Source organism: Phormidium sp. FACHB-1136 (genome assembly GCF_014697375.1).
GTDB lineage: Bacteria > Cyanobacteriota > Cyanobacteriia > Phormidesmidales > Phormidesmidaceae > Nodosilinea.
In genome coordinates this window covers 19264-32635 of record NZ_JACJRS010000062.1, presented here as the reverse complement: position 1 = coordinate 32635, position 13372 = coordinate 19264, and the positions used below count along the sequence as shown (strand labels likewise).

At 54.8% G+C, this 13372-nt stretch carries 10 protein-coding genes, 1 tRNA gene and 1 pseudogene; 8 read left to right on the top strand and 4 right to left on the bottom strand.

Features of this window, described 5'->3' with window-relative positions:
* Positions 1–110, bottom strand: a pseudogene (locus tag H6G62_RS27960) (IS630 family transposase); the annotation flags it as partial.
* On the opposite strand from H6G62_RS27960, the gene H6G62_RS17415 reads away from it, so the two are divergent.
* The 6 genes from H6G62_RS17415 to nadA all read left to right on the top strand — a co-directional run bounded on the left by H6G62_RS17415 (position 87) and on the right by nadA (position 6640).
* Complete coding sequence (locus tag H6G62_RS17415; RefSeq protein ID WP_190497429.1) at positions 87–713, top strand: MATE family efflux transporter; 627 nt, start codon at positions 87–89, stop codon at positions 711–713. The pseudogene H6G62_RS27960 and the gene H6G62_RS17415 overlap by 24 nt on opposite strands.
* Positions 714–958: 245 nt before the next feature.
* Positions 959–2260, top strand: coding sequence for a glutamate-1-semialdehyde 2,1-aminomutase (hemL, locus tag H6G62_RS17410; protein ID WP_190497427.1), 1302 nt, complete (start codon positions 959–961; stop codon positions 2258–2260).
* A 327-nt stretch (positions 2261–2587) separates the two neighbouring features.
* Positions 2588–4132 carry a type II CAAX endopeptidase family protein gene (locus H6G62_RS17405; RefSeq protein ID WP_190497425.1) on the top strand — a complete coding sequence of 515 codons (1545 nt, stop codon included), beginning with the start codon at positions 2588–2590 and terminating at the stop codon, positions 4130–4132.
* Positions 4133–4201: 69 nt separating this feature from the next.
* Positions 4202–4273 (top strand) — tRNA-Cys (locus H6G62_RS17400).
* 360 nt (positions 4274–4633) lie between these two features.
* On the top strand, positions 4634–5593 hold the full coding sequence (locus tag H6G62_RS17395; RefSeq protein ID WP_190497423.1) for a DMT family transporter: 960 nt from the start codon (positions 4634–4636) through the stop codon (positions 5591–5593).
* 81 nt (positions 5594–5674) lie between these two features.
* On the top strand, positions 5675–6640 hold the full coding sequence (nadA, locus tag H6G62_RS17390; RefSeq protein WP_190497421.1) for a quinolinate synthase NadA: 966 nt from the start codon (positions 5675–5677) through the stop codon (positions 6638–6640).
* Positions 6641–6693: 53 nt separating this feature from the next.
* Here nadA and H6G62_RS17385 read toward each other — a convergent pair whose 3' ends face one another.
* The 3 genes from H6G62_RS17385 to H6G62_RS17375 form a co-directional block, all read right to left on the bottom strand.
* Positions 6694–7200, bottom strand: coding sequence for a hypothetical protein (locus H6G62_RS17385; protein ID WP_190497419.1), 507 nt, complete (start codon positions 7198–7200; stop codon positions 6694–6696).
* A 122-nt stretch (positions 7201–7322) separates the two neighbouring features.
* Positions 7323–7802 (bottom strand): TerB family tellurite resistance protein, encoded by a 480-nt coding sequence (locus tag H6G62_RS17380; protein WP_190497417.1) that lies wholly within the window; start codon positions 7800–7802, stop codon positions 7323–7325.
* Between the two features lie 520 nt (positions 7803–8322).
* A complete protein-coding gene (locus tag H6G62_RS17375; RefSeq protein ID WP_190497415.1) occupies positions 8323–9180 on the bottom strand; it encodes a WYL domain-containing protein in 858 nt (285 codons plus the stop codon).
* 272 nt (positions 9181–9452) lie between these two features.
* Here H6G62_RS17375 and H6G62_RS17370 point away from each other — a divergent pair, with 272 nt between their 5' ends.
* The gene (locus H6G62_RS17370) at positions 9453–10013 is read left to right on the top strand and encodes a Uma2 family endonuclease (RefSeq protein ID WP_190497414.1); all 561 of its coding nucleotides are present in this window, start codon (positions 9453–9455) and stop codon (positions 10011–10013) included.
* A gap of 644 nt (positions 10014–10657) precedes the next feature.
* Positions 10658–13342, top strand: coding sequence for a CRISPR-associated protein Csc3 (locus H6G62_RS17365; protein ID WP_190497412.1), 2685 nt, complete (start codon positions 10658–10660; stop codon positions 13340–13342).
* Positions 13343–13372 lie beyond the last annotated feature (30 nt).

Genomic DNA, 13372 nt, shown 5'->3' with positions numbered 1-13372 from the left:
AACGTATTGCGACTGATCTGCAAGACACGAGCGACGTGGCTCTTGCGCTCACCTCGGTCAACTGCGGCAACGGCCTTTACTCTTAAATCCACACTGTAGGGGGCAGGCATCGGGGTTCAGGGGCGGAAACAACATCCCTATTCTGTCCTAATCAGTCTCCGGGCTGCAATACCAACCTCAGTTCCGCCCTCGGCACCCAAACCCTCGCCGCCAATACCCTGCTGCTCCAGGTGGTGATGCTCTCCGCCTACTTTATCGATGGCATTGCCTTTGCCACCGAAAGCTTTGCCGGACGCTACTATGGCAGTGGCAACGGGGCCGAATTGCGTCGCTTACTCTGGGTGGGTGGCAGCACTAGCGTCGGGTTAGGGCTCACCTTTGCCCTCGCCGTTAACCTATTTCCCCAGACGCTTTTCGGCCTCCTCACCAGCCACGATACCGTCATTGCCACGATGGAAACCTACGTCGGCTGGTTGCTTCCCATTTTGGGCCTAGGAGCCATCGCCTATATGCTAGACGGCTATTTCCTCGGGCTCACCGCTGGCAAAGTGCTCCGCAACGCCACCCTCCTCGCCGCCGGAGTCGGATTTTTCCCCCTGGCCATCCTGTCCCAACAGGTCGGTAGTCCTCACCTCCTCTGGCTGGCCCTCGCTGGATTAATGACGGGCCGAGCCCTCACCCTTCTCTGGGCTGTCCCCACGTTTCTCCGTTGATTGTGAGGAAACGGGCATCTTTAAAATGGGCGCTATCGTGGAGGCCGACCCTAGCCGTCGCCCTATCTAACCGACCTAGCGAGCGGTGAACCCATCCCGCCATGGCCGGAATGTTCTGCCAACGCAACATTCGTTAACATCTTCGGGCCTACTTCGGCCAATCGATAGGATAATGATCAGAGCCAAATCCAGGTAGTCTGTGCTGCCTGGATTCTTAAGTTTTAGGTATCTGCGAGGAAAGTGCTTTGGTCAGTACAGCCCCATTAAAAACATCGAAATCCCAAGAGATTTTTACCGCCGCCCAAAATCTGATGCCGGGGGGGGTTAGCTCTCCGGTGCGGGCCTTTAAGTCGGTGGGGGGTCAGCCCATTGTCTTCGACCGGGTCAAGGGGGCGTACATCTGGGATGTGGACGGCAACCAATATATCGATTACGTGGGCACCTGGGGGCCTGCCATCTGCGGCCATGCCCACCCCGAAGTGCTCTCGGCCCTGGCGGCGGCGCTGGAGAAGGGCACTAGCTTCGGCGCACCCTGCTATCTGGAAAACGTGCTGGCGGAAATGGTGATCCAGGCCGTGCCCAGCGTGGAAATGGTGCGCTTTGTGAACTCCGGTACCGAAGCCTGTATGGCGGTGCTGCGGCTGATGCGGGCCTACACCAAACGCGACAAGGTGATTAAGTTCTCCGGCTGCTACCACGGCCACGCTGATATGTTCCTGGTGCAGGCCGGGTCTGGGGTGGCCACCCTCGGTCTGCCCGATTCCCCTGGGGTGCCCAAGGCGGCCACCAGCGACACCCTCACCGCCCCCTACAACGACCTGGAGGCGGTGAAAGCCCTGTTTGCCCAAAATCCGGGCGCAATTGCCGGGGTAATTTTGGAACCCGTGGTCGGCAATGCGGGCTTTATTACTCCCGATGCCGGATTCCTGGAGGGGCTGCGCGACCTCACCCGTGAAAACGACGCCCTGCTGGTGTTTGACGAAGTGATGACCGGGTTCCGGATTGCCTACGGCGGTGCCCAGGCCAAGTTCAACGTCACCCCCGACCTCACCACCATGGGCAAGGTGATCGGCGGCGGTCTGCCCGTAGGGGCCTACGGCGGTCGGCGCGAAATTATGGAAATGGTGGCCCCCGCTGGCCCGGTGTATCAGGCGGGCACCCTCTCCGGCAACCCCCTAGCCATGACCGCAGGCATCAAAACCCTGGAACTGCTCCAGCGCCCCGGCACCTACGAGGAACTGGAACGGCTGACGACCAAGCTCAGCGAAGGTCTGCTGCAAGCCGCCCGTGAAGCGGGTCACGAAGTTTGCGGCGGTCACATCAGCGCCATGTTCGGCATGTTCTTCCACCCCGGCCCCATCACCCGCTACGAAGAGGCCAAACTGTCCGACCTGGATAAGTTCAGCCGCTTCCACCGGGCCATGCTAGAGCGCGGCGTGTACCTCGCCCCCTCCCAGTTCGAGGCCGGATTCACCTCCCTGGCCCACACCGATGCCGATATCGACGCCACCCTCGCCGCCGCCCGTGAGGTGTTCGCGATTCTGTAGGGTGTAACCTCCCTGCTTAGGCGCGGCCTCTGAGGATCGGGGCAAGTTAGGTGCGATAAGGTCGCGAATGGCTCCTATGCTTAGCTTGCCCTCCCCCCCAGCCCCTCTCCCAGGGGGGAGAGGGGGGCCGGAAGCGGCCTTCAAAGTCCCTCTCCCAACTTGGGAGAGGGATTTAGGGTGAGGGGCAGACTAAGTTCAGGAATATCTCACCAATTGCAGCAGCCCAGCAACGCTCAGATCAACACATAAGGGCGGGCTGATCTCTACCATCGCGTCATTCAACCGACGTGACTCAACCGATCCAAATTTATACCCATTCCTGATGACATGGCGACCTCTGACCCCACGGCTTCGGGCCTTTCCCTCAAGCGTTTGGCCCTGATTGTTGTTACGGCCCTGGTGTCTCTGGTGCTGGCACAATCGCTGTTTAATAGCCTGACCGAGCCCCAGGTGGCCAGTCAGCTTCAGCTTTACCAAACGGACTTACTGCTAGAAAGTAGCGCCTGGGATGGGGCTGGATTGCCCCCCGACCAGTGGCCTTTGCTGCGCCAAGGGTTGCTGGGAGAAGACCCCATCGCCACCGCCCAAAAGCAGTACGAATCCGTTCGCGAAGAAGCCACCACCCTAGCTCAGGCGGCTCCACCCCTTCCGGCCAACCTAGGGGAATCGGCCAACGACGGCAAACCCCTGCCCCGCCGCCAACAAACCGCCCTGGCCCAACAGCAAACCTTGATATCAGAACTGGATTTGCGCCTAGGTTTGATGGACGCCGCCCAGGATAATCTCCCCGCCGCCCTAGACCGCTGGAAGCAAGTCCAAACTAGCGACACCGCCCCCGCCAACCGAGTCCGCACTGCTGATACCCTCACCCGCCTGTGGCAAGCGGAAACCGCCCTGCCCGAAGATGAAGCATGGCTGCGGCAATCCCTAAATGGCTGGTTTGAGACCCGCGCCTTGGAACAACTCTATCGGGTCGAAAATCGGGAGGGCGACCGTCAACAACTGCTTGACCAAGAGCAAACCACCGCCCAAGACCAACTGGTGAAGTTAGCCCTAGTGGGGACGTTACCCGTTCTGGGAACTATCCTGGGCGTTGGTATCCTCCTAGGACTCAGTATCCAATGGTTCCTCAAGGGGGATCGCTCCCTGCTGCGTCGCCCCGCCAGCCCCGAATGGTCAATTCCTTGGGACGGTGAAACGATCTGGCAAGTGCTGATTGTGGGTTTCTTCTTTGTCGGGCAAATTCTGCTGCCCTTGATCCTCGGGGGTCTGGGCCTCAGCGGTGCCGCCCTCAGCAGTCGCGGACGGGCGCTGTTTTCCCTCACCTACTACCTGCTAATGGCCGCCGGAGGCTTGGGAGTTCTGTGGCTTTCGGTGCGGCCCTATCGTCCTCTTCCAGCGGGACTGTTCCGGATCAGGTTTTCCCTATCTGGCATTCTTTGGGGCATGGGCGGCTATCTGGTGGCCCTACCGCTGATGTTGATGGTGGCCCTGCTGAATCAGCAGATTTGGCAAGGCCAGGGAGGGAGTAATCCCCTACTGCAAACGGTGTTGGAAGAACAGGATCCCGTTGCCCTGATCGTCTTTTTTGCCACCGCCGCCATTGCCGCCCCGCTATTTGAAGAAACCCTGTTTCGCGGATTTCTGCTGCCCTCGTTAACTAAGTATATGACCGTGAGCTGGGCTGTGGGCCTGAGTGGCCTCATCTTCGCCGCCGCCCACCTCAGCCTTTCGGAGGTGCTGCCCCTCACCCTACTAGGCTGCATTCTAGGCGGCGTCTACAGCCGTTCCCGCAACCTGCTCTCCCCCATGGTGCTCCACAGCCTTTGGAATAGCGCCACCATGCTGGGGCTGTTTATCCTGGGGGGGTAGCCCATCCTCAGATTTATTGTCGGATACAAAACTGCGAGCCGTCCTTTGCTATACTAATACACCGAAGGCGGCGACATAGCCAAGTGGTAAGGCAGAGGTCTGCAAAACCTCCATCCCCCGGTTCGAATCCGGGTGTCGCCTTTGATATCCAGACCCGATGGACGGTGACACTTTACTGGTCATCGGGGGCAGATGAGTGTCATCGACCTCGCCCCTACGGTTTGTCGGCCTGGGAATCGGGGGGTTCTGGTTCGGATTTGACGGATCAGTCTTGTCAGTCAACCAGCTTCCCCGATCTGATTGTAAGCCGCATTTCACCAAGGGGGATGGGGCGCTGTTCCATGGGCAAGTGCTAGGGGTAATACGGCATTTGTTGGGTGAGTCTGGCGAGGTGAATCCGATAGTTGGCATCTCCCTAAGGTGGGAAGACGGGGTAGGAAGATCTATGCTCTGCTAAGGGGATGATCCATGCCCTAGGGCGTTTGAATTGAGGAGTGGGTGGTGCGGGGATTTTTGATTGTGGTGGTGGGGTCGCTAGGACTGGCGATGCAAAATGTGCTGCTGCGGGTGGTGTTTTCAGAAAGTTCTATCCTGGGCTGGTTTGATTGGGGCGGCTTTTTGCCACCGAGTTTATCCAATTCCCTGCTGATGCTGCACCTGCGGTCCATCCTGATTCTGCCAGCGGTGATTGTGCTGTCCTATCGGCTGTATCCCACGACGACCCAAGCCCTCAAGCAACTGCTTCAGCCAGAACTGCGCCCAACGCTGCGGCTGTCGATCATTAGCAGTAGTTTTTTGTACTTGGCGATGGCACTGTTGTTTGTGGCCATTGCCAGCATTCCCGCCGGGGTGGCCACGGTGCTATTTTTCATGCATCCGGTGATTACGGGCCTATTAACCTGGCTGGTGTTTGGCCGTCGGCCCAGTCGGCTACGGCTGGTAATAACGGTGGGGGTGATGCTGGGAAGTTTGCTGGTGGTACCCAGCTTTGCGGGGGGGGCTGTGGGGGCCACGGGTCTGGGGGTAGGAGCCGCGTTGGGGGCTAGCGTCGCCTATTCCCTCCAGGGGGTGCAGGCGCAGATTTGTTTTCGCCACATTCACCCTGTCCCCTTCACCCTAATTAATTTTGCGGTGATGGCCATCTGGTCTACGATCAGTCTGGCTTTTATCCAGATCGAAGTGCCCCCAGAACGATGGGCGGTGCTGTGGGGACTGGGGGCGGTGGCAGCGGTGCTAACCCTGCTGGGGCAGCTTTGCTACAACATCGGTATCCATTTGGTGCAGGCGGCATCCATGTCCATCGTGGCGGTAAGCAACCCTGTCTTGACCGTGATCCTGGCTTGGCTGTTGTTGCAGGAAAGCCTCCAGGGACGGCAGATCATCGGCATGGTGCTGGTGGTGGTGAGTATTGTTGCCCTCGGTCAGGATCAGGCCCGTCATCAAAACACCTCTGCGGCCTAGGGCAGGGGACGTTGACTTTTGGTGAAATGAACTATAATAGGGGGTAGCCTATCCTGTCGTTCTAGCTAAAAGTTGGCCCCTGTGTTTACTACTCTTTCTCCCTCTCCCGCTGTTTTGCCTGGGCGTTTAGACCTGTTTGAGGCCATTGAGGATCTTAAAAAAGAGCTAAATGCCGTTATTCTGGCCCATTACTACCAAAATCCGGATATTCAAGATGTGGCGGACTATATTGGCGATTCTCTGGGGTTATCGCGACAAGCCGCCGAGACCAATGCCGATGTGATCGTGTTTGCTGGAGTTCACTTTATGGCGGAAACTGCCAAAATTCTGAACCCCACCAAACAAGTGCTGCTGCCGGATCTGGAGGCCGGATGCTCGTTGGCGGACAGTTGCCCACCGGATGCCTTTGCCGCTTTCAAGGCTCAGTATCCGGGGCATTTGGTAATTTCCTATATCAACTGTACGGCCCAGATTAAGGCCATGAGCGACATCATCTGCACCAGCTCCAATGCCGTGAAGATCGTCCAGCAAATTCCCGCCGACCAGCCAATTATCTTTGCCCCCGACCAAAATCTAGGCCGCTATGTGATGGAGCAGACCGGGCGCGACCTGGTGCTGTGGCCAGGAAGCTGCATGGTGCACGAAACCTTCTCTGAAAAAAAACTGGTGCAGTTGCAGATGGAGTATCCTGACGCTGAAATCATCGCCCACCCCGAATGCGAATCGGCGGTGTTGCGCCACGCCCACTACATTGGCTCCACCACCGCCCTGCTGAACTACGCCCAGGCCAGCCCCAAACAGCAATTCATTGTGGTGACGGAGCCGGGCATCATTCACCAAATGGAGAAGGACGCCCCCGGCAAGCGGTTCATCCCCGCCCCGCCCATGGCCTCCTGCGCCTGTAATGAGTGCCCCCACATGCGGCTGAATACCCTCGAAAAGCTCTACCTAGCCATGAAAAACCGCCAGCCCGAAATTACCCTGCCGGAGGATTTGCGCCAAGCGGCCCTGACCCCCATGCAGCGCATGTTGGCGATGAGTGTGTAGGCGGGCTAGACGGTTCGAGGCATTGGATGACCAGGCACTCACCGAGGGAGACCCTAGCGGCAGGTGCCCCGGCCCCATTGGCCGTCATAGCCGACGGACACTTGATCACCAAGTTGGGCGGGATTGGGGGAAAGGTGGACTAACGTAACGCTGGCCATCTCCTGCACTGAACCGCGCCAAATCGCTTGCCCCTGGGCATTTTTGCCGTCATAGCTGAGGAAGGATTCGGCAAACACCTCCCCTGTGGCAGGGCGCTTCAGCTCAATACGCGAAAATCCGGCCTCACGGGTAAAGTAAACCGTAAAATCAATATCGTTCACGGTGATCGACCCGGTACAGGTCATTTCTAGGTTGTCCTGGTTGGGTTCCTCCGGTGGAACAGCGGCGGAACCGGGCACGGGGGTGGCATCGGGTGCGGCGGATCCGTCTGGAGGCGTGGCGGGATCTGGGGTGGCCATCGCTTCTGGGGCGGGGTCTGGGCTGGGCTCCGTTGCGCCTTGGGGTTGAGATCCGCCATTGCAGGCCACCATCCCCATTCCCAACAGTAGCAACGTTCCCATCAAAACAATCCGTAATTTGATCACTCGGCTCAGTCTCCTTAGTATTGCGCGAGGCCGAATCAACTTATAGCGTGCAATCCTACGAATTCCATAGGACGCCTGGATGGTTTTCCTCGTGCCGCCTATTCGCTCCAAAAGTCCTGCAATGTGCTTGTTAACTGCTCAACCAGGTTGTCGGACTCGGAAACGGCATTGTCTTGCTCAATGCGCTGCACGGTATCAGCGGGCAACCCTAGGAGGGTGATCAACTGTTGGTAGGCGTCGGCTTCCTCTGCGTTTACCCGTGCCTCGTCAGGGGTGCGGGCACTGGCATTGATCACCTGATACCCCAGGGTGAGTACCAATTCTTTTTCGGCGGGATCGGTGATCCGGGGCACCAACTCGTTGAGGGGAATATTTTGCATCAGGTAATCCCGCAGTTCGGCCCGCAGGGATTCTCGATGGGCCTCGCCCTGGGCAAAGAGGTGGCTAAACTGATCCAACATCACCTCCACTTCTTCATCGGCCAAATGCCCATCGCTCCAGGCCATGGTGGCGGCAATGCGAAGGAGGGTCATCTGAGCCGGACTAATGGAGGGCGGCGGTGGGGGCTGTACCGACATAGGAATCTCCACAAGGACTAGGGAACCTTGAGAACTACGGAATAGCCAGGGTTCTCAAAGAAACAAAAAATGTATTAAAAGTGACCTTACCACGGCCCTTTTCGCAGCCTTGGCAATGTCATCAATCTCCATAAATCCACGAAAAACGCAACGACTCCCGACTCCCAACTCCCGACTCCCGACTATTTACCCCTGCCACACCAACAGGAATCATGGCGGCGGGGAAGCATCGGCGGCAATGGATCGCCATCCACGTAGAGCCTGCGATCTGGTTGTTTTACAACGCGAGAAGGCGGTGTAGCGGGATCTCATCCCAACGCTGACTTGACCCATGTTCTGGGCGATTGCCTACAGAAAACTCGAAACCCACCTTATCCCCATCCACAGCGCTGGATCTGGCCGTATACACCTGGATCTGGCCGTATACACCAGGCTCTAACCCTCACCATAGGCTTGGCAGGCGCTTAAGATCCGACGGTAGCCAGAACGATGGCTATCTCGATGATTGGCAGGGTTTGCCTCAACCGCCATAGATCTCCATCCATCGTCCCAGCTCTTGAACAAACCGATCCCGCAGATCGGCAGGGCTGGCGATGAGGCAATCCACTCCATAACGGCGCACGTCTCGCAGAAACCAAAAGGTATTGCTAATGCGCCGCACCACTCGCCGCCGTTGGGTTTCGGGTTGCCACTCATTGATGATATCGGCCTTGGTTTTAGATCGATAACCCAAGGCCAACCCACCGACTAAAAAGAATTCCACTTCAAGGTAGCTGAGTTCTGGCTGCCACAGCCCCGCCGCTGGGGAAATCACGGCCTCGTCGGGAATGCGGTCTAGGCGTAAGGTCCAGTTGTGATGCAGGGGCTCTATATCCTGGTTGCCCTCGGTTTCGTCGCACCAACAGTGGAGGTACTGGTGGTCTTCGTAGCGCTCAATTTTGGCATGGCGCACGGTGAAGTGCCACACTCGATTGGCCGCATCCTGGTAAGTGAGACGAAAGGGGCGCTGCTGGCGAATGCAGCGGTTAATCTCAATCCGCCAAGGAACACCGGGGCAATCCACCCAGGCTTGGAGTTCCTGGCGCAGCGGGTAGTTCAACTCACTCCGCTCCAGCAAGAGATGGGCCAGGGTCAAGGCTTCATCCCAATAGCCCTCGTCCTTCAGCAGATTGAGGCCACGGGTGAGACTGTCGATGCGCGATTTATCCCAATCGTGGTTCGCCGCCAGCCGCAGTTCCCCCTTCGCAATGGCCTTCAGCAACTTGGAGATATTGGGCCGATCTCCCCACTGTTGACCAAAATCTAGCGCCAACTGCTCTAGCTGGGCCTTTTCGGTTTCATCAATCGACAACGTAATGGAACGTTTTTGGCGGGTCATGGCCGACGGCAATCTAAATGTACGTACACTTTCTCGTTACTTCCCTTGATTCTTCCATCATACTTCTGCCAGTATGGAGCTAAGCAAGCAAGTACGTGTACTTTGTAAATGCAGATAAAGATCCGTTAGCGAACCATTCTGTTTTGTGTCTTTTTGTAGGGACGCTCCCTATTTACACCATCGATTGGGATTAATGCAGAGGAATGGCGGCAGGGTGAGGGTCTAGGGACAAAACGATTGGGTCTGGGGCAAGGCGATGGAGGGAAAGGACGATGGCAGTGGAAATCTTGCGAAAGAAATTTACGGTCGGTCAATACCACCAGATGGCTGAGGCGGGCATTTTGACGGAGCGCGACCGGGTTGAGCTACTTCAGGGAGAGATTATTGAACTGTCACCCGTGGGTAGGCAGCACGCAGCCTGTGTGGATCGGTTGACTGAGCTGTTTGTACTGGGGTTGTCGGCTAGGGCCATGGTGCGGGTGCAAAGCCCGATTCGGCTGGGCAATAACTCAGAGCCACAGCCCGATGTGACCATTCTGCGACGACGACCCGATTTTTATGCCGAGGCCCACCCCCAAGCCCCGGATGTGTTGGCCCTGGTAGAGGTTGCCGATACAACGGCTGAGTTTGACCGCACGGTGAAGGTGCCGCTCTATGCCCAAGATGGCATTGCCGAGGTGTGGATTGTAGACCTGAAGGCGGGTGAGGTGGAAGTCTATCGTGAGCCTAGGGCTGATGGCTATGGGCAGATACTCAGGTTTCGGCGGGGAGATGGGCTAAGTTTTCAGGCGTTTGCGGATGCTCAGTTCACAGTTGATCAGATTTTGGGTTGAAGGGGTTCACGGCCTTCCAGGGTTACAAGCTTGAATCGTCAGTTAGCTAGGAGTTGGTCAAGATGTACTCACATTTGCGGAAACACCTAAAAATCAAGGCCAGAGCAAGCCCTGGCCTCCAATCCCTAAGAGGGTTTATTGAGCTAAGTGGGAGACTCTAAGTTACGTGGCACTTATTTCAATCCCTAGGCAGGGCTTGGAATCCGCTTAGAGCCAGGGTTACAGTCTACCTTACACTCAGTCTCTCGAGTGAACTTAATAAGTAAAGTGACACTTAACGTTTTTTGCTGCTAGCATGAGGACGCAGACCCAAGGCATCCTCAGGATTCTGCATAGGCAAATGCCTAGCCCCCTGTAGGTATGCCCTATCTAGGAGCAGCGTCTTATGGATTACTGGGGCACTAAGAGCAGGCGATTGGCTACATACCGAGAAATGCGTGAGCAATGCGAGCGAGAGCTAGCTCAGCTAGATCGACTCATTCGAGAAGAAGAATATGAGCCGTTTCCAGATGGAGAAGGAGATGTGATTACTTGGATGGACTATCTAGAAAAGGCCATAGATCAAGAGAAATAGGCGAACTCAAGCCGCATTGAGTCGCAATTTCACCTTTTGTACCGTCCTCTGTGGAGATGGATTTGGAACAATGCGTTCAAGAATTCTTGGTCGATATCAACCACCAGAAACGATAGATGAGCAGTATTTTTACAAGGTTAGGCCAGAGCTATATAAGAACCACACTGGTCATGCTCAACATGGCAGCCGTCAAGGACGCAGCCTAGCAGAGCATCTTGATTCAGCTTGTCAGTTTGTCTTGACTGTGAGCAAAATCGCTCAGGTACCTGACGATAAAAGAGCGATCATCCTTGCCGCGACAGCCGTTCATGATCTCAACAAACTAGATCCAAAGGAGAGAAATGTAAAAACGCTAGCCCGTGATCGCGACTTTTTAAAAGCACAACTCGAACGAGCTGGTGTAGCTGATTGGGTGAAAACTGATGAAGACTTGGATCTGGTGCGCCGCCTGATTGAACGCCACTCTGGGCACAATGCCAGCGATGGTATGCGCTTTTTGCCCGAAGATCCCAACATTAAGCGCTGGGCCGCAATGCTCATAGGGGGCGACCTGTACGACTTGGGCATTCCCGAAGAACAGCGCATTCGCAAGGTCGAAACGGAACTGACGGTAGCCCTACAAAAGGATACTCACTTGTTCAAAGTGGGGCTGTCAGAAGACCGAGGTTACTTAACAGCTCTACTCTTGGCAGCTTGTGAAGAGGTTCTCTATGAGCGGGGACTGGCTACCTTATCTATTGATCCAGATGGTCAACTTTTTATGGGAGAATGCTTCCCTGAAGAAGATTTGATGATTGAGATTGCCCAAAAATGGCATCGAAAAATCAACCAGGTTTTCAGCGGCAACGTCGAGCAGTTGGTCAAAGCTAGTAAAGATGGCATCAAAGTTGATCCGAAAGCTGTGCAACAGAATCCCGATGCGGCTATTGAGCAGGTCGATGCTCTGCTGGTCAAAAAATTTAGTGGCTACAAAGCTGATAAAATTGCCCAGGATGTTCAAAAATACGGTGGTGAAGCTGGAGCCGTCGTCGTGGCAGCAGCAGCGGAACTGGGCTTGATACCAATTTCCAACGCTGAAGATTTCGCGATTTCGGAAGGACTCAAAGCAGCCTACCTCAGCTATCGAGAAGCCGATCTTAGCCCTAAGGATGCTTGGGATCGCATCGCTGAACAAGTTGAATTGACCCCTGATCAACGCATAGCTCTAGAGCCTTTCAATGCTCAGTATGGGCGATGCTTGTTTGCGGCCAAAGCCGTGCCCCAAGGTCAAGCAGCAATTGCCCCTCTGCTTCGAGATTCCTTTCAACTCCGACAAACTGAAGATACCTCCATTCCTCAAGAGTTAGTGGCGGCTGTTGCCCAGTTGCTTAATTTTGCTCATCCTTCTACCTGGCAAGGCTTTTCTGAACTCACTAGCTACATCGAGGCTAATCCTCGGCTGCGCTGCTCCTTGGGGCCAACGTCAACGGCTCAGGTCGAAGAGCTGATTTCCGCCAAGATGCCCCCAGAAACAAAGGTGCAGTCGTTCTCAAATCGGCTACCGGGTGGCATGAGTGCAGAACCAAAACGCCGAGGCGATGCGCTGTCAGCCCTAGGGTATCAACTGCTCACCGTCGGGGCTAATTTTCCGAAGGCCAGTAAGCAGGCTCCTTTATACCTTCACTTTGCTTTGCCCAAGGGATCTAGCAATGAGATGAAAATTCATTGGATCAAACAACTTAACCAGATAGCTCAGCATCATGAATTTGGCCCTGTCACAATTGATGAGTTAAAGCTTTACCAAAATCAGGAAATCATCTTTAAGCCAAATAAAGTGGTTGGATTGGCCTTACCTAGACGCCCTGAGTTTATTCATTCAACAGTCACAATTCCTATTGTTTGGGGTGATGTCAATAACTCAGTAGCTTTAATTAAATCTCTATGGTTAGGGCTTGAAATTAGCTTGGCGCTTGATGTTAGCTTTCCGCTTATCCTGAGTGCCAACTTGGAAATCCAACCCAGTTGGGAAGTTTTTGGACGTGTAGAAGGTATTCCGTCAACGCTACAGCCTCTGTTAGGCTCAGGTCAATATTTGCGTGATGGCCATTTACCGGAAGAAGAGAGACTCTCAGTCGTTACCGTTGAACGAGTCTTAGAACGTTTGAGGTGCCTAGGTCAATTGTCAGTAGCTGTAGCCAGTCTCCCTAAGAAGGATGATTGTCTGTACGATCTAGCCCGTTCAGCCAGGAGACCACTAGAGTTTTACCATGTCCTACTGCGCTGGCTATTGCGCGAACAGGAGAATCCCAATTTAGAAGCTGCCTGGATTCGCATTAAGGAACCTTTAACCCAACTTTTGGAGAGTCTGATGTCAGAAGAGCATGATCGTATTTCTAGTTATCTCAAAGAAGCAGCCAAACTAGCTGTAAGTAGTGACTTGAAGGGTAACTCGTTTCGGCGAACTGCTAAAGTAGAACCCTTCTCAGAGTTTATTAAATCTGTTCGATCTCGCAAGCCATATATGGATTGGGATACCATTTTTGCTGCGTTAGTTCAAAATTATCATAAACGTCTTAGTCGTATTAAAGACTACAAAATCGGCAATAAAAAACATGGAGAGATAAAGCAATTTTATGAGATCTTGAGACATCTATTTGATGAAGTTTATGACTCGCGATCAGAACGTCTCTTGGCAGATGGAAAAACCTTAGAAGCTGCCTATTTATTTTTTTGGGAAGAAGCTCATACTGAAAGAAAAAATCCAACTCAGACTTAGAATCACCTAGAAATTGAACAGGAGCAATCA